The 15,665-nt window shown below is 71.7% G+C and carries 14 protein-coding genes and 1 pseudogene; 6 read left to right on the top strand and 9 right to left on the bottom strand.

Annotated features, from left to right (window positions below; translation table 11 throughout):
- A pseudogene (locus tag FB559_RS00780) lies at positions 1-195 on the top strand (hypothetical protein); the annotation flags it as partial.
- Between the two features lie 513 nt (positions 196-708).
- A complete protein-coding gene (locus tag FB559_RS00785) occupies positions 709-1,119 on the top strand; it encodes a hypothetical protein (protein ID WP_141952170.1) in 411 nt (136 codons plus the stop codon).
- Between the two features lie 304 nt (positions 1,120-1,423).
- Here FB559_RS00785 and FB559_RS00790 read toward each other — a convergent pair whose 3' ends face one another.
- The 5 genes from FB559_RS00790 to FB559_RS00815 all read right to left on the bottom strand — a co-directional run bounded on the left by FB559_RS00790 (position 1,424) and on the right by FB559_RS00815 (position 7,608).
- On the bottom strand, positions 1,424-2,287 hold the full coding sequence (locus tag FB559_RS00790; protein ID WP_185791990.1) for a deoxyribonuclease IV: 864 nt from the start codon (positions 2,285-2,287) through the stop codon (positions 1,424-1,426).
- A 1,236-nt stretch (positions 2,288-3,523) separates the two neighbouring features.
- On the bottom strand, positions 3,524-5,215 hold the full coding sequence (locus FB559_RS00800; RefSeq protein ID WP_141952174.1) for a sodium/solute symporter: 1,692 nt from the start codon (positions 5,213-5,215) through the stop codon (positions 3,524-3,526).
- A gap of 37 nt (positions 5,216-5,252) precedes the next feature.
- Positions 5,253-5,591 carry a DUF485 domain-containing protein gene (locus tag FB559_RS00805; RefSeq protein ID WP_141952176.1) on the bottom strand — a complete coding sequence of 113 codons (339 nt, stop codon included), beginning with the start codon at positions 5,589-5,591 and terminating at the stop codon, positions 5,253-5,255.
- On the bottom strand, positions 5,588-6,346 hold the full coding sequence (locus FB559_RS00810) for a LytR/AlgR family response regulator transcription factor (RefSeq protein ID WP_141952177.1): 759 nt from the start codon (positions 6,344-6,346) through the stop codon (positions 5,588-5,590). Before FB559_RS00810 ends, FB559_RS00805 begins: the two co-directional genes overlap by 4 nt.
- Before the next feature lie 62 nt (positions 6,347-6,408).
- Complete coding sequence (locus FB559_RS00815) at positions 6,409-7,608, bottom strand: histidine kinase (RefSeq protein ID WP_141952179.1); 1,200 nt, start codon at positions 7,606-7,608, stop codon at positions 6,409-6,411.
- 42 nt (positions 7,609-7,650) lie between these two features.
- On the opposite strand from FB559_RS00815, the gene FB559_RS00820 reads away from it, so the two are divergent.
- On the top strand, positions 7,651-8,007 hold the full coding sequence (locus FB559_RS00820; protein WP_141952181.1) for a hypothetical protein: 357 nt from the start codon (positions 7,651-7,653) through the stop codon (positions 8,005-8,007).
- A 102-nt stretch (positions 8,008-8,109) separates the two neighbouring features.
- Here FB559_RS00820 and FB559_RS00825 read toward each other — a convergent pair whose 3' ends face one another.
- Positions 8,110-8,703, bottom strand: a complete 594-nt coding sequence (locus tag FB559_RS00825) for a molybdopterin-dependent oxidoreductase (RefSeq protein WP_141952184.1) — start codon at positions 8,701-8,703, stop codon at positions 8,110-8,112.
- Positions 8,704-8,957: 254 nt separating this feature from the next.
- Between FB559_RS00825 and aroF the strand changes: the two genes are divergently transcribed.
- The 3 genes from aroF (at position 8,958) to FB559_RS00840 (ending at position 12,232) form a co-directional block, all read left to right on the top strand.
- Complete coding sequence (gene aroF, locus FB559_RS00830) at positions 8,958-9,980, top strand: 3-deoxy-7-phosphoheptulonate synthase (RefSeq protein ID WP_141952186.1); 1,023 nt, start codon at positions 8,958-8,960, stop codon at positions 9,978-9,980.
- 715 nt (positions 9,981-10,695) lie between these two features.
- Positions 10,696-11,601, top strand: coding sequence for an EamA family transporter (locus FB559_RS00835; protein ID WP_141952189.1), 906 nt, complete (start codon positions 10,696-10,698; stop codon positions 11,599-11,601).
- Between the two features lie 22 nt (positions 11,602-11,623).
- A complete protein-coding gene (locus FB559_RS00840) occupies positions 11,624-12,232 on the top strand; it encodes a hypothetical protein (RefSeq protein ID WP_141952191.1) in 609 nt (202 codons plus the stop codon).
- Here FB559_RS00840 and thiI read toward each other — a convergent pair.
- The 3 genes from thiI to FB559_RS00855 all read right to left on the bottom strand — a co-directional run bounded on the left by thiI (position 12,193) and on the right by FB559_RS00855 (position 15,662).
- Positions 12,193-13,467, bottom strand: coding sequence for a tRNA uracil 4-sulfurtransferase ThiI (thiI, locus tag FB559_RS00845; protein ID WP_141952193.1), 1,275 nt, complete (start codon positions 13,465-13,467; stop codon positions 12,193-12,195). The two genes, FB559_RS00840 and thiI, sit on opposite strands and share 40 nt — an antisense overlap.
- Before the next feature lie 100 nt (positions 13,468-13,567).
- Positions 13,568-14,269 carry a class I SAM-dependent methyltransferase gene (locus tag FB559_RS00850; RefSeq protein ID WP_141952195.1) on the bottom strand — a complete coding sequence of 234 codons (702 nt, stop codon included), beginning with the start codon at positions 14,267-14,269 and terminating at the stop codon, positions 13,568-13,570.
- A gap of 199 nt (positions 14,270-14,468) precedes the next feature.
- Entirely contained in the window at positions 14,469-15,662 is a 1,194-nt protein-coding gene (locus FB559_RS00855) for an MFS transporter (protein WP_141952198.1), read from the bottom strand.
- Between the last annotated feature and the right edge of the window lie 3 nt (positions 15,663-15,665).

Below are 15,665 nucleotides of genomic sequence, written 5' to 3' on the forward strand. Positions count from 1 at the left end.
TTGCGACATCTACACCGACCAGGAAGCCCCTCATGCCGCACGCCGCACCGTAACGCACCCTTGAGCGAGACCGGGCGTCTACGCCTGGCCCGTTGTGTCGTCGAAGACGGCTGGCCGCTACGACGGGCCGCCGAACGCTTCCAGGTCTCGGTCACCACCGCCCAGCGAGGGGCCAGCCGCTACCGCGCCTCGGGGTAGGCCTGGGTGGTCTTGTACTTCGCCGGTAGGTCAGTGGGTCAAAGTCCGTTTGGCCGGCCGCCTTGTGAGCCACGGCGCAGTCGGCCGGCCTGCTGGTCACGGGGTTCGGGGATGGCCGCGGCGATACGGCGACGACGTAGGTGGGTGCGGATCACGCGGGGGCTGTAGCCCTTGCCTGCGAGCACGCGGATCGGCCGCCTCCATGCCCGTCCCGGCCGCTGCCGCGTGGATGCAGGTCCCGGCCATGACCTTTTCGGACATGGTGTAGTCGTTGCCATTGCCGCCGGTCAGCACGGCCGACAGGGGCCGACCATGACCCTCACACGCCAGATGGATCTTTGTTGTGGTCCCGCCCTGGGACCGGCCGAGAGCGTGATCGACTGGTTCGGCCTGCCCGGCCGGCGGTTCCGCCCCCTGTGCGGGAGGCCGCCTGGCGCCGGGCCCCGGCGAGCGCGTGATGTCCAGCGCGGCAACCGGCCGCAGGGCTCGGCGTGCTGATGAGCCCGCGCGATGGACGAATCCACCGGCACCTTCCTGGCCTCTGCCTGCCTGGCCCCCGCCCGGCAGCGCGCCGGCGCGTCTCCGGGCGTCACTGTCCGGCGCAGCCGTTGCCGACCGCTCAACCTGGGTGCGGCCCGGCCCCAGGTGATGGCGGTACGGCCGCCGTACCGAAGCGCGGCCGAGCCGATCCTGCCCCAGGTACGGATTCGGTACCCCGGCGACCGTCTTCAGGACTCCGGCTCCCCAGAGACCTCTGCCACCTGGGCAGCGTCTGGGGCCTCCTCGCCACGCCCGCAGCCCGGTCTGGTGGTCGTGGTGGAGATCCTGGTCGGCCGGACGGTGACAAGGCCGGACGGGCGTGCGGACGGTGCTCTGGACCTGCGTCGGCGGGTGCTGTGCGGAATCCGCGGTCCGGGCTGAGGCCCTCGCGTCCGGGCGCATGGCAGCCCGGGTGCCGATCGCGGCGCGGATTGTGTGGGAGATCGGCGCGGCCCGGATGCCGTCGTGGCCGCTGCGGAGCAGGGGCGCCGCCCGGATGCCGTCGTGACGCTGTGGAGCAGCGGCACGGCCCAGATGCCGTCGTGACCCCTGTGGAGCTGGGACGCGGCCCCGCGTGCCATGCCTGCCCCCCGTCGGACACGGGCGCACCGTCCTGATCCCGGCGCGCCGGCGGCCGTCTCGTCTTCTCCACCTGGCACGGTGGGTCATTGACCCGGTGTACGACTCAGGTGTCGCGCAGCGCCTTGAGGGTCTCGATGTCGGCGCGGTGCGGGTCGGCGCTGCGGCCGGGCGTCTCGATCACCAACGGCACACCGCGGCTGACCGGGTGCCGGAACAGTTCGGCGAACGGCTCGGCTCCGATCTGTCCCGCGCCGATGCTCTCGTGCCGGTCTTTGGCCGAGCCGCAGGCGTCCTTGGAGTCGTTGGCGTGGATGAGCTTGAGCCGCCCCTCGCCGGCGGTGGCGGCCAGCGCCTCCAGGGTCTTGGCGACGCCGCCGGGTGCCGCGAGGTCATGGCCCGCCGCGAACGTGTGGCAGGTGTCGAGACACACCCCGGCCCGTGGGTGCCGGTCGAGGTTGTCCAGGTACGGCCCGAGGTCCTGCACGGTCGCGCACAGCATCGCGCCCTGTCCGGCCATCGGCTCCAGCAGGAGGTCCGGACCGTCGGCGGGGATCTCGTCGAGCAGCGGCAGCAAATGCTCGCGCACCTGCCGCATGGCGTCCTCGCGCGGCTGGGACACGGCCGAGCCGGTGTGCACCACCACACCACGCGCCCCGATCGCCGCACCGCGCGTCAGCGAGTGCCGGATCATGGCGATGGAGTTCGTGACCGTGTCCGGGTTGGGCGACCCGAGGTTGATCAGGTAGGGCGAGTGAACGAACACCGGCATCCCGGTGTCCTCACTGTGCGCCCGCAGCCGCTCGTCCTCGGCAGGCTTCCCGACGGCCATCGCCCACCCGCGCGGGTTGCTGACGAAGACCTGGATCGCCTCCGCCCCGACCTGCGCCGCATAACGCAGCCCACCGGTGGCGAGCCCCCCGGCGACCGGCACATGCGCCCCGACGGGGCTCTTCAGCTCAACACCCATGACCGAGCCAGCCTAGTGCCCACTCGGCCGCCGCCGACGACCGGCCCGAACGACCACCGGCTCAGCGAACGGACGGCACGGTGAAGGTCCTTGATGGGCAGAATGCCGGGACCCCAACGACGCCGCGGGCGAACCGTTACGGCCGCCGCATACCCGGCCCCGGGCCTGGGCTCGGGCCCAGGCCCAGGCCCGCCTGGTGCGTAGCCACTGCACCAGGCGACGTGGGCGAGAACCCCGCCGATCGGTCCCCACCGATCGGTCCCGCCGATCGATCCCCACCGGTCCGTCCCCGCCGATCGATCCCCACCGGTCCGTCCCCACTGGTGTCCATCACGAACCAGACCGGGACGTGCCCGCCCGCGAGCTGGTCGTGCACTAGTCCCCGCCTGCCCTGGCGGGCATAGTCCGTTCTGGCGGACATAGGCCGTCCTGGCGCGCATGGACCGTCCTGGGACCGCAAGCGTCGACCATTCATCGACCGCCTCCCACTGACCTCCGTGACCGCGCGTCGCCATGAGCGCGCACGGGTGAACGGACGAGGCTGGATAAACGTGTGTCATGCGGCACAAGCTCGGATGTCCTACGACGGCCGGGCCAGGGCGGACACGCGTTACGTCACGACACAAGCTCGCACGTACGACGGCCAGGCGAAGGCGGACAAGTGGCGCTGACCGCGCGGTCGCCTTGTCGATGGTCGCGGGCCCGGAGGCGGCGCTGGCCGAGGTGAAGCGCCTTGAGGATGAGGGACGGCTGGCCTGCGTCGCGGCACAAGCTCGCACGTACGGCGGCCGGGCCGCCGCGGACGCTCGAGATCGGTCTGGTCACCCACCCGGGGACCGGCACCGCAGGCCCACCGCTCACGCCGCTCCGGTCCCATGACAGCGGCGGGCCGGCCATCGAGCGCGCCGCGGTCGACAGGCGATCTTCGTACCCCGCCGATACCGGATCCGGCTCGGCCCCTGCCGGCACGACAGGCCCCGGGCATGAAAAAGGCCTGGGTGCCGCTGAACAACCCCCCGACCGTTCAGCAGCACCCAGGCGCCGCCGCCTGGCCTCCACCCCCCCGAGTCGGAGCCTGGCGGCCGTCCCGAGAACGTTGCTGTGCCGAAACACTAGGGTCCCTGTGTCCACTGGCGAAACCCATAAGGCCCTCGCCTCGGTAAACGGTTAGTAGTCAGCGGTATGCGTTCGGTAATCGAAACGCGAGCGGTCGGTCCGGTGCGACGAACGGCGGCCTCACTCAGGGCGCTCCGGACTGACCTCCTCGGGTACGTGCATGCGCGCCATCGCCCGGTCCGTGTGGGCGGGTACGGTCGTGCGGGTCAGCAGTGAGACGCCGATCATCGCGGCGAACCCCAGCGGGACCGTGACGATGGCGGGCTGTTCGATGAGCATGCCGAGCCAGCCGCTCCGCTGGCCGCCCAGGATCCGGGCGAGGCCCGCCGCGGCGGCCGGGCCGCCGCCGGCCACCACGCCCGCCACCGCGCCAGGCGGGGTCAGCCGCCACCACCACACGCCGAGGACCAGCAGCGGGCACAGGGACGACGCCGCGACGGCGAAGGCCAGCGTGATGAGGGCGGTCGACTGCGGCGCGCAGGTCAGCCATGCGAGGACCAGCGGCACCGCCATCGTGATCAGGGCGGATAACCGGAAGCCGCTCACGCCGCCGCCGAACCCCTGCGAGATGCTCCCGGACACGGCCACGACGACGCCGCAGGAGGTCGACGCGAACGCCGCGAACGCCCCGGTGGCGACGAGGATCGTCAGCAGGTCGCCCGCGAGCCCCGGCAGGATGCGGTGCGGCAGCATGAGCAGCGTGGCGTCGGTCTCCCCGGTCATCAGCAGCTCGGGCGTGTAGAGCCGGCCCAGTGTGCCGAACAGGGCGGGGAACAGGTAGAACGCCGCCAGCATCAGGACCACGATGCTCGCCGTACGGCGCGCCGCCCGGCCGCAGGCGTTGGAGTAGAAGCGCACGACGAGATGCGGCAGGCCCATCGTGCCCAGCAGCACGGCGAGCAGCACCGAGTAGGTCGCGGCGAGCGGATGGTTTCGCCCGCCCGAGAACGGCGTCGCCCACCGGTCGCCGCGCAGCAGCGTGAGGTGTGACGTGTGGGGCACCATGGCGCCGGCCGGGAACCGCAGCCGCGCTCCGGCGCGTACGCGATGGGTCCCCGCGCCCAGCCGTACCCGCTCACCCCGGTGCCGCCGGCCGTCCAGAACGCCGTGTACGGCCACGTAGGCGGGCGCGGTGAGCTGGATCCCCGCGCTGGCCCCAGCGGTCACGGTCGTCGGCCGGTGGAAGTACGGCGCGCGTGCGGCGTCGGCGTCGTTCTGGAGCCGCCAAACGGCCAGGAAGATCAGGCCGGGCACCACCACGGCGATGAGCTTCAGCCAGAACTGGACGGCCTGCACCCCCGTGATGCTGCGCATGCCGCCTCCCAGCACGAGCGCGGCGACGGCGAGCACGACCACGACCCAGCCGGTCCACACGGGCAGGCCGCTTATTACCGAGAGTGTTACGCCGGCCCCCTGGAACTGCGGGAGCAGATAGAACCAGCCGATGATGACGACGCAGCCGCTGACGGCGTGGCGGACCGGGCGCGAGTCGAGCCGCCATGCAGCGAAGTCCGACAGGGTGTACGCGCCCGAGCGGCGCAGAGGCGCCGTGACGAGCGTCAGCAGCACCACGTGTCCGGCGGCGGCGCCGATCGGCAGCCACAGCATGTCCGCGCCGTACGCGAGGACGAGACCGGCCATGCCCAGGAAGGCGGCCGCGGAGATGTACTCCCCGCTGATCGCCGAGGCGTTCCACCAGTGCGACACCTCGCGGGAGGCGGCGTACAGGTCCGAGGCGTGTGCGGGCCTGGTCCGCACGGACACGCCCACCAGGGACACGATGAGCAGCGCGAGCGCCACAGCGGTGATCATGAATGCTCCTCGTCGGAGCCCGGCGCCCCTGTTGGTCTCACTCGGGCCGTGCCGGTCCGGCGAAGGCGCGCTCGGCGCGCTCGGCGAGGCGTACGTGCCGGCGGGCGGCCACCACCCAGATGGGCTGGACGCCTCCGCAGAGGATCAGCCAGGGCAGTCGTATGCCCAGCAACCGCACGTGGGACAGTCCTGGGGCGAGGGCGAACAGCATCGGCAGGCCGGCGAGGAGCGCGAACACGATCGCGCTGGTTGCCAGTGCCAGCCGGGCCTGGGTTCGGATCAGGGACCTGACCTGCGCCGTGTATGGCTCGTAGCCCTCGTCGGGGGGTCTTCGGCGGCGGGCGCGGGAGACGGTTACGGTGACGCGCTGGGTCATCTCGGGCCGCGGGCCTCCTGCCGGAATCGGCGGACGAGCAGGTCGCGGACCTCTCGCGTATGTCGGCGGCTCACCATCAGCGGCCGGTCACCGACCTGGACGACCGCGCGTCCGTCGTCGAAGCGCAGCTCGTTGATGTGCGCGGCGGCGACCAGCGTGCTGCGGTGGATGCGGATGAAGCCGACCGGCCCCCATTTTTCGGCGAGGGCCGCCAGCGGCACCCGTACGAGGTAGCTGCCGTCGAGCGTGTGCAGCCGGACGTAGTCGCCGTGGGCCTGTGCGTGGGTCACGCCCGCGAGCGGGATCAGGCGGGTGCGGCCGCCGAGCTCGACCGGGATCATCTCGTCGGGCTCGGGCTCGTCGGCCGCGGCGTCGCGGTGGACGGCGTGCTCGACGCGGCGTATGGCCTCGTTGAGGCGGCCGGGGTCGACCGGCTTGAGGAGATAGTCGACGGCGCCGAGCTCGAACGCGGTCACCGCGAACTCGTCGTGGGCGGTGACGAAGACGACCGCGGGCGGGTCGGCGAACCCGGTGACGAGGCGCGTGAAGTCGAGCCCGTCGAGGCCGGGCATCCGGATGTCGAGGAACACCGCGTCGAGCCGGTCACCTTCGGTGATCATGCGGCCGAGGTCGCGCAGCGCCTCGGCGGCATCGGCCGCCGGGCGGACCATCTGCACACGAGGATGCCGGCGGAGGAGGTAGGTGAGCTCCTCGAGCGCCGGGGCCTCGTCGTCGGCGGCGAGCACGCGCAGCATGGCAGGAGACTCCCCCTTTTACTCTCCGTATGCAACTAATTTCACGGAGTGATACTCGACTCTTACCCATGGGATAGCCCCGTGTGGCATTTGGGCACTCTGAGACTGACCTTCATGCCGGCGCCGACCGCGGTCTCGATGACCAGGCCGTACTCCTCGCCGTAGACCTGACGCAGCCGGTCGTCCACGTTCAGCAGGCCGATGCCGTGCGACGGACCGCTGCCGTCACCCGATTCGAGTAGGGCGCGAAGCTTGTCCGGGTCCATGCCGACGCCGTCGTCCTCGATGCTGATCGCCGCCTCGGCGCCGGCGTCGCGCGCGACGATCCGTACGTGGAAGCGCTGCATGCCGCACTCCATACCGTGGCGAATGGCGTTCTCCACCAGGGGCTGAAGCGACAGGAACGGGACGGCGACGGGTAGCACCTCGGGGGCGATCTCGACGCTGAACCGCAGGCGTTCCTCGCCGAAGCGCGCCCGCTCCAGGAGCAGGTAGCGGTCGATCGAGCGGAGCTCCTCGGCCAGCGTGGTGAAGTCGCGCGGGTTGCGGAAGGAGTAGCGGGCGAAGTCGGCGAAGTCGAGCACGAGCTCACGCGCCCGCTCGGGGTCGGTACGCACGAATGAGGCGATCGTGGTCAGCGAGTTGTAGACGAAGTGGGGGGAGATCTGGGCGCGCAGGGCGCGCATCTCCGCCTCCACCAGCCGGGCCTTGGAGGAGTCGAGCTCGGCGAGTTCGAGCTGCCCCGACATCCAGCGGGCCACCTCGCCGAGGATCCGCAGCCGCTGGAAACGCGCCCGGTCCCCGTACGCGGCGAGCGCACCCGCCACCCGGCCGTCGATCGTCAGCGGTGCGATCATGGCGACTCTGACCTGGCAGCGCGGGTCGCCGCACGGATCGAGGTCGCGCACGATCACCCGGGGCCGGCCGGCCGTCATGACCGGCCCGGCGAGGCGGAGTGTCGAGTCGGAGTGGGCGATGCCGCCCTCCCAGACGAGCAGGCGTTCGGTGTCGGTGACCGCGAGGACCGGGACGCCGAGGAGCTCGCGCAGGTGCCGGACCGCCTTGCGGGCGGAGTCCTCGGTGAGGCCGGCCCGCAGCGAGGTGGAGGCGACGGAGACGGTGTGCAGAGCGGCGAACGTCGCCTCGTCGGCCAGCGCTCCGCGGCCCGTACGCTGCCGCATGGCGCACAGCGACCAGCCGGCGGCGCCGACGATCACGGCGGAGGCCGCAGCGAGCAGTGCGGTAGCGGAAGTCACGAGCATGACAGCAGACGGTAATGCCTCGGTCACGCATAGCGTGGGGCTTTGCGCTCTCCGGTCAATCATCTGCCCGTCACCGGGGGCGTGCGTACCCTCACCGGGGCGCCACATCGAGACGCCGCGGCGCGGCCCGCGTACGGCACGCCGGCCGCGTACGGCACGCCGACCGGGGGCGGCACGCCGACCGGGGGCGGCACGCGGCCGGGGGGCGGCACGCCGACCGGGGGCGGCACGCGGCCGCGTACGGCACGTCGGCCGGGGGCGGTGGGCGGGCACGTACGGCACGTCGGCCGGGGGCGGTGGGCGGGCACGTACGGCACGTCGGCCGGGGGCGGTGGGCGGGCACGTACGGCACGTCGGCCGGGGGCGGTGGGCGCGGCCGGCGCCGGCGTTGGGCCGTGAGTGCGACCTCGTCCGCCGCCGGGCCGTTCCTGTCCGGTGTTCCCCGCGATCGCCGGCGAAGGGTTGCCTCTCGCCGTTCCGGCGCCTGGAGTGCGCTGGCGCTCAGGCGGGCGGGGTGTCCTCCTGGTAGGAGTAACGCTGCTCCAGCCAGGGATCGGCGACGTTGTGGTAGCCGCGTTCCTCCCAGAAGCCGCGCCGGTCGGCGACCAGGTACTCGATGGCGCGTAGCCACTTGACGCTCTTCCAGGCGTACAGGTGCGGCACGATCATGCGTACCGGCGCCCCGTGCTCCGCGGCGAGGCGTTCGCCGTCCCGGTGGGTGGCCAGCAGCGTGGTCTTGGCGAGGAAGTCCGATATCCGCAGGTTGGCGCTGTAGCCGTACTCCGCCCAGACCATGACGTGGGTGGCGTCGGGGGCCGGCGGGACGAGCCGGGCGAGCGTTGTCGCGAGGACGCCCTCCCAGCGGACGCCGCTGATGCTGAACTTCGTGACGCAGTGGAAGTCGGCCGTGACCCGGTCCCGCGGCATCGCGTCCCACCCGGCCCAGGTCCACCGGCCCTCACTCCCGGAGGCGGTGGCACCCTGCACCCGCAGGTCCCATCGTTCGGGACGGAACTTCGGCACCGGCCCGTAGTGCAGGACCGGCCAGCTTCGCGGGGCGTACTGCCCCGGCGGGAGTCGCCCGTCAGGAGCCATCGCGTATCTCCGGGCGTTTCCTCATCGCGGGCCATCCTGCCACCCGCGTACGGGGCCGGCCGGGCGACCCCTCCGGCACGCGCACCGCCCGGAATCGGCTACTCTGTGCGGCGTGAGCAACGTCTTCTCCTTTAGCTATGGCGGGCCCGGGTCACGGGCGGCTGCCAGGAAGACGCTGCACTAAAGGCAACCGCTGACGAATGCCCCGGGCCATTTGGCCCGGGGCATTCGTCGTTTCTGGAAGAGAGAGCAGCATGGTCGTCGTCATGGCCGCCGAGGCCGATGAAGCAGATGTCCGGGCCGTCGTCACGCTCGTCGAGACGGCGGGCGGTGAGGCGTTCGTGAGCCGGGGCGTCAACCGTACGATCGTCGGCCTGGTGGGGGACGTGGAGCAGTTCGGCACGCTCAACCTGCGCGGGATGCGCGGGGTGGCCGACGTCGTACGGATCTCGGTCCCGTACAAGCTGGTCAGCCGTGAGAACCACCCGGACCGCTCGGTCGTACGCGTCGGCGGCGTGCCGATCGGACCGGGCACGATGACGCTGATCGCCGGGCCGTGCGCGGTGGAGACGCCGGAGCAGACGCTGGGGGCCGCGCAGATGGCCCAGGCCGCGGGCGCGACGCTGCTGCGCGGCGGGGCGTTCAAGCCGCGTACCTCTCCGTACGCCTTCCAGGGGCTGGGCGAGAAGGGCCTGCGGATCCTGGCCGACGTACGCGCGGAGACCGGCATGCCGATCGTCACGGAGGTCGTGGACGCGCACGACGTTGAACTGGTCTCCTCGTACGCCGACATGCTCCAGGTCGGTACGCGCAACATGCAGAACTTCGCCCTCCTCCAGGCGGTCGGCGGCGCCGGGAAACCGGTCATGCTCAAGCGCGGCTTCAACGCGACCATCGAGGAGTGGCTGATGGCGGCGGAGTACATCGCACAGCGCGGCAACCTCGACATCGTGCTGTGCGAGCGCGGCATCCGTACCTTCGAGAAGGCGACGCGGAACACCCTGGACATCTCGGCGGTACCGGTCGCGCAGCGGCTGTCGCACCTGCCGGTCATCATCGACCCGTCACATTCGGGCGGGCACCGGGAACTCGTCCTGCCTCTGACCCGGGCGGCCATCGCGGTCGGCGCCGACGGCGTGATCATCGACGTCCACCCGCACCCGGAGGCGGCCCTGTGCGACGGCCCGCAGGCGCTGGTCGACGGCGACCTGCGCGAACTGGCCAAGACGGTACGCGACCTCCCGCCGCTGGTGAACCGCACCCTGACGCGTGCCTGAGTTATCCACACCGCCCCCGCCCGTCTTCCCCCGCCCCGCCCTGCGCTGGACAATATGAGTGGGGTCGGCCCCCAGGGCGGGCGGGGACCATGCGGGCAGGCACGCGGGCGGGGATGTGGGCGGGGATGTGGCGGGGTATCGGCAGTCGGTCTGGTGGTGGCGTTCGCGCTGGGCGAGTCGGCCAGGCCCGCTGGTCAACCGTTGACGCGCTCAGCCTGGTCGCGCTCGGGGTCGGTATCGCACCTGCGTCGGCGCGTCGCTCGGGGATGGCAGGGCCATACAAGGTTCAAGGACGGCAGGCTCTTCTAGACACCCCGACTACCGAGGCAAGGCTGGCCGCATGACGCCAGACATCGCATCACCGTTCTCACGCCGGCCGGGTCGACGCCTGGTCCATCGCCGGCCGCGCGCAGTGGAAACCGTGATCAGGCGCCTCGGCTTCGCCCGCTCCGCAGGCTGCACGAGGCTCGCGAACGACGACCGTTCGCCACGCTCGGGTGCCGGGCATTGGTCGGCGTGGTGTCAGGCGGCTAGGCTGCCCGCCATGGCGTACTTCACCGCTCAGCTCGGACCGCCCCGCTCCTGACCGGGGTCGCCCTTCCCCCGCCCGGCAGCCATGCCCGGCGTGGTCTCTGATGCCGTCCTGACAACGGCCGCGCGCCCCGGATTCGACGACCCTTCCGGTTCGAGTTCTGGAGCGTTCTCCTTGACCAGTATGTCCATTGGTTCGACCACGCCCGTGCGCCGGTTCGGTGGCGGCGCCGACATCGTTCTCGCCGCGGCCCTCTGGGGCACCACCGGCACCGTACGCAGCTTCGTCCACGCGAGCCCCGTCGCGGTCGGTGCGGCGCGCCTCCTGATCGGCGGCGCGTTCCTGTTCGCCCTCGCGGTCCGTTCCGGCGGGCTGCGGCCGCTGGTCGCGGGCGGCCGGCGTACGCGACTGATCCTTCTCCTCGGCGCCGTCCTCGCCGCGATCTACCAGGTCGCGTTCTTCAGCGCGGTCGCACGTACGGGCGTCGCCACCGGAACCGTTGTCACGATCGGCAGCGGGCCGGTGTTCGCCGGACTGCTCTCCTGGCTGCTGCGGATGGGCACGCCGACCCGCCGCTGGCTGCTCTCGACGGCCGGCGCGGTGGCGGGCTGCGCGGCGCTGACCGCCGGCGGCCACTCCGCCGGGGTCGAACCCGTCGGTATCGCACTCGCGCTGCTGTCCGGCTTCGGCTACGCGGCGTACGCCACCGTGGCCTCGGCACTGATCACCCGAGGGGAGGACAGCGGGGCGGTCGTCGGCGTCCTGTTCGGCGGCGCCGGGGTGCTGCTGCTCCCGGTACTGGCGCTGTACGGGCCGGGCTGGCTGCTCACGGGACGCGGTGCTGCGGCCTCGCTCTACCTCGGCCTGATCACCACCGGCGTGGGTTACGTCCTGTACGGGCGCGGGCTGCGTACGACTCCGGTCGCCGCCGCCACGACACTGACCCTCGCCGAGCCAGCCGTCGCCGCCGTGCTCGGGCTGTTCGTCCTCGGGGAGCACCTGGGCGCGACCGCCCTCGGCGGCCTGGTTCTGCTGGTCATCAGCCTGCTCATCCTCGCTCTGCCCACGCGGAGATCATCGACCCGGTAAGACCTCGCGCGGGGGGCGGTAAATGCCGCTCCCCGCCGAAAGGTTCCGGGGTGATAATCCCAACATGGGTTGGAGAGCGCGTCTTGAGCTGGCGCCCGCCGGGGTGCTGTTCGCGGTCAATTGCGTCATCGTCGGCGTGCTGGGGATTGCCAATTCGGACTACGAGGACCGGCCGATCATCCGTGGGGTCGTCTTCGTCCTGATCATGGCTTCCTGGATAACCGGCGTCGGAGTCCTCGTTCGCCGCAGAGAGCAGCGCGTCGCCGGGGCCAGGGATCATGATGACTGGACGGTGGTCGTCCGGGCGTTATGGACGGGAGACGCCCCGGCGAACACCTCGTTCGACAAGGGCCTGCAGACCTTGGCGATCAAGCGTTGGACCGATGTCCGCCGTACACCCTGGTTGATCAGCGCGTTCACAGTGCTGGCCCTGATCGTGGCGATCGTTTCGCCCGGCATCGGCTCGATCGTGCTCACGTGCGCGTGTGGCCTGCTGAGCCTGTCGTTCTGGAGAGAACGCGCACAGCGCACCCCCCGGCTGGTCCGCCTGGAGGAAACGCTACGAAGCCGCTCGACCCAGCCGGGCCCCGGTCACGCCCCGGAGTCGCCGTACGACGGCCGGTGCTCCTGAAGGGTCGTGGCGAGCTGCTCGGCCATCTCCCCCGCGTCGAGGCGCTTCTCGATCTGGCGCAGATCATCGATCTTGGCGCGGGTCTCGGCACGCCGGGGCGTCAGGACGGTGCAGCAGTCCTCGTCCGGCAGCTCGGAGATGGCCAGCGTGTGGATGCCGCGGGCCTCGGCCATGATCTCGATCTTGTCCATGCCGATGAGCGGCCGCATGATCGGGAGCTCGACGGCGTCGTCGAGGGCCGTGATGTTCTGCAGGGTCTGGCTGCTCACCTGCCCCAGCGAGTCGCCGGTGATCAGGGCCGCGCCGCCGAGGTTGTGCGCGACGACCTCCGCGGTCTTCAGCATCAGGCGGCGCTGCGCGACGATCTGCAGGCGGTCGGCGCCGGAGGACTTGATCTGCTGCTGGGCCTTGCCGAACGGCACGACGAACAGCCGCGACCCGCCCTGGTACTTGTCCAGCTCACGGACCAGCGCGTACGCCTTGTAGATCGACTCGGGGCCGGTGAACGGCATGCCGGAGAAGTGCAGGAAGTCGACCCGCAGGCCACGGCGCATCATCCGGTACGCGGCGACGGGCGAGTCGATGCCGCCGGACATCAGAACGAGGGCGCGCCCGCTCATGCCGACCGGCAGGCCGCCCGCGCCCGGCATGCCGTCGGTGAAGACGAACACCTCGCGCTGGTCGACCTCGATGAAGACGGTGATGTCCGGGCGCTTGAGGTTGACCGGCAGGTCGTAACGCTCCTGGACCTTGGTGCCGACGAGGATGTTCAGCTCCGAAGAGGTCATGGAGAAGCGCTTGTCGCGGCGGCGCGCACGGATCGCGAAGGCGCCCTTGCGCAGCAGTGCCGGGTGCTGGGCGACGAGGTCGAGCGAGGCCTGGACGGCGGCCTCGGGGTCCTTGGCCACCCGCCAGGCGCGGTGCACCCAGACGATGCCCATGACGTCGGTCATCCTGCGGGCCACCGCGTCCACGTCGGCGAGCTCGCCGCTCTCGGTACGGACGACGATGACGCCCTCGCGCTGCCAGACCTGGATCTTGATGCCGAGGCCCTTGACCGCGGCCCGGATGTTGTTCTGCAGCCGCCGCTCGAAGACCTCGCGGTTTTTGCCCTTGAGGACAAGCTCGCCCAGCTTGAGCAGCACACACGGCTCACCCGTCACGGGTGAACGCGTGTCCTGGCTCTGCTCCGCACTCTCGCCGGCCCGCTCGGGCGCCGCGTCGAGCATCGGCATGGGTGGACCTCCTGCAGGGGAAAAACCGGGAAGGGGATGAACGCCTAGTGTCGCGCAAGAACTGCAACACCGCGACTCGGCCGCGGTGTTCCCCGCGACGTCACCGCTTCACGCACGTGTACGCCCCGTAGACGCCACCGCGGAAGGCGACCTGGACGATCTCGAACCCGGCGGCGTCGAGCATGGGCTCCAGCAGCCACCGGAAGGTGCTGAACTCGGTGCGCAGGTGTTCGGCGAAGTCGTCCCGTGTGTAGCCCCGCGCGGGATCGGTCGCCGCTCCGTCGAGCCACCGCCCGATGACCTCGTCGGTCTCGCCCGGCTGGAAGTCGAAGATCAGGTCGCGCAGGCGCAGTACGCCGCCCGGCCGCAGGAGCCGGGCGGCACGCTCCAGCGCGACCGCCTTCCAGAAGTCCGGGAGCTGGTGCAGTGCGTTGCGCGTGCACACGGCGTCGGCCGGCGGTCCGGTGTGCTCGTAGGACAGGAACCCCGCGCGTACGCACTCGATGTTCGAGAGCCCGGCCCGCGCGGCCCGCTCACGAAGAACGTGCTGCATCGCGGGCGAGACGTCCACCGCCACCACGCGGCGGAACCCCGGTGCCGCGGCGAGGGTGAGCGTGCCCGTACCGGCACCGAGATCCACGAGCGTGCCGTCCAGACCGGCCAGCGCGGCGAGGTCTTCGTCGACGTCGATCCGGGCCCCCGCGTCGTATCCGGCCTTGCGGTCGTACGCGGCGACGAAGGCGGGATCGAGATGCTCCGCACCCGCGTACGAGAGCTCGTCGGGAACCCAGGATGCGTCCATGCCGCGATCCTGACATCCGCTGCCGGAGCCCGGCACCCGGTTTTCGGCGGCCGTCAGACGCCGGCCGGGATCGGGCGTCCGCTCTCGAGGGCGGACGGTCTGGGCGAGCAGGTCGCCCTTCGAGGGTGTCCGGCGCCGCCGTCCGCAGGAACCCCTCGAACGTAGCGCTGCGCCGCTCCAACGATCGCGCGCGAGGGCGTCAGCTCGTGACGGGTTCCAAGGGGGCCTCCTCGGCGCGTGCCGGTCGCAGTCCCGGCCCGAGGAGCAGGGTCACCGCGACGGACGCCACCGCCATCGCGGTCATCGCGACGGCGGGCGAGCTCTGCTGGGCGACCGTTCCGGCGAGCGTGGCGCCGACCCCCTGCATGGCGAGCATGCCGGAGGAGTGCAGGCCGAGGGCCTGCCCGTGCATGTCGTCCGGGGTCAGGGCCATCAGGCGCTCCTGGAGCAGCAGCGTCGCCGCGTAGCCGATCGAGGCGAGCACGACGGCCGCCACGGCGAGCGGTAGCGCCGGGTGCAGGATGAAGATCAGGTACGGCGCGGCGAGCAGGAGGCGCAGCGGCGCGCCCAGCCTCGTCCGCCAGTGCTGCGGGACGAACCGGCCGGTCAGCGTGTCGCCGATGAGCATGCCGAACGCCGCGAACGCGAACAGCAGACCCGCGTGCCGTGGCGAGTACGGGACGAAGAGCGACTCGCAGCCGACGATCAGCCCGTTGGGCACCCACAGGCCGGCGTAGACGTAGCGGCGGGACGGCCGCGACCACAGGCGCGCGTTGGTCCGCCACGTCTCGGTGACCGACGGGCGGCCGGTGGCGCGCGGCGGGCGCGAGCTGAGGCCGAACCGGGCGACGATCGCGGCGACCAGATAGAGGGCCGCACCCGCGAGCAACGTGCCGCGCGGGGACAGCACGGTCACGAGCACGCCGCCGGCCGCGAACCCGCAGATCTGCATGGCGCCGACCGACATGTTGAGCACGGAGCGGCCGAGCAGGTAGCCGTCGGCCGGGAGGATCTCGCTGAGCAGCCCGTACCGCACGCCACCGGCCACCGACGCGACGAGCCCCTGGCCGAGGATGACGGCGAAGACGGCCCATACCGGCAGACCGGGCAGGGCCAGGACGACCGTGCTCAGGCCGAACGCGACCGCCATCGCGGTCGTCGCGGCCCGCGGCGGCAGCCGGTCGGCCGCCGACAGCAACGCCACCGCGCCGATCAGCTGGGCGAACGAGGCGCCGAACATGCTCAGGGCCGACAGCAACGGCGACCGGGTGGCCGCGTAGACGAGCGTGCCGAGCGCGAGCCCGCTCACCGTCGACGCGGCCACCTGCAGGGAGACGGTCGCGAAGAGCGGCCGGAATTCCGGCACCCGGAACAGATCCCCGTATGTACGCATGGC

Source organism: Actinoallomurus bryophytorum (assembly GCF_006716425.1).
Lineage (GTDB): Bacteria > Actinomycetota > Actinomycetes > Streptosporangiales > Streptosporangiaceae > Actinoallomurus > Actinoallomurus bryophytorum.

Excerpts from the sequence above, each read along its gene's own strand:
- FB559_RS00785 (WP_141952170.1), top strand. The coding sequence starts at position 709 with ATGGACGAATCCACCGGCACCTTCCTGGCCTCTGCCTGCCTGGCCCCC.
- FB559_RS00790 (WP_185791990.1), bottom strand. The coding sequence starts at position 2,287 with ATGGGTGTTGAGCTGAAGAGCCCCGTCGGGGCGCATGTGCCGGTCGCC.
- FB559_RS00800 (WP_141952174.1), bottom strand. The coding sequence starts at position 5,215 with ATGATCACCGCTGTGGCGCTCGCGCTGCTCATCGTGTCCCTGGTGGGC.
- FB559_RS00805 (WP_141952176.1), bottom strand. The coding sequence starts at position 5,591 with ATGACCCAGCGCGTCACCGTAACCGTCTCCCGCGCCCGCCGCCGAAGA.
- FB559_RS00810 (WP_141952177.1), bottom strand. The coding sequence starts at position 6,346 with ATGCTGCGCGTGCTCGCCGCCGACGACGAGGCCCCGGCGCTCGAGGAG.
- FB559_RS00815 (WP_141952179.1), bottom strand. The coding sequence starts at position 7,608 with ATGCTCGTGACTTCCGCTACCGCACTGCTCGCTGCGGCCTCCGCCGTG.
- FB559_RS00825 (WP_141952184.1), bottom strand. The coding sequence starts at position 8,703 with ATGGCTCCTGACGGGCGACTCCCGCCGGGGCAGTACGCCCCGCGAAGC.
- aroF (WP_141952186.1), top strand. The coding sequence starts at position 8,958 with ATGGTCGTCGTCATGGCCGCCGAGGCCGATGAAGCAGATGTCCGGGCC.
- FB559_RS00835 (WP_141952189.1), top strand. The coding sequence starts at position 10,696 with ATGTCCATTGGTTCGACCACGCCCGTGCGCCGGTTCGGTGGCGGCGCC.
- FB559_RS00840 (WP_141952191.1), top strand. The coding sequence starts at position 11,624 with ATGCCGCTCCCCGCCGAAAGGTTCCGGGGTGATAATCCCAACATGGGT.
- thiI (WP_141952193.1), bottom strand. The coding sequence starts at position 13,467 with ATGCCGATGCTCGACGCGGCGCCCGAGCGGGCCGGCGAGAGTGCGGAG.
- FB559_RS00850 (WP_141952195.1), bottom strand. The coding sequence starts at position 14,269 with ATGGACGCATCCTGGGTTCCCGACGAGCTCTCGTACGCGGGTGCGGAG.
- FB559_RS00855 (WP_141952198.1), bottom strand. The coding sequence starts at position 15,662 with ATGCGTACATACGGGGATCTGTTCCGGGTGCCGGAATTCCGGCCGCTC.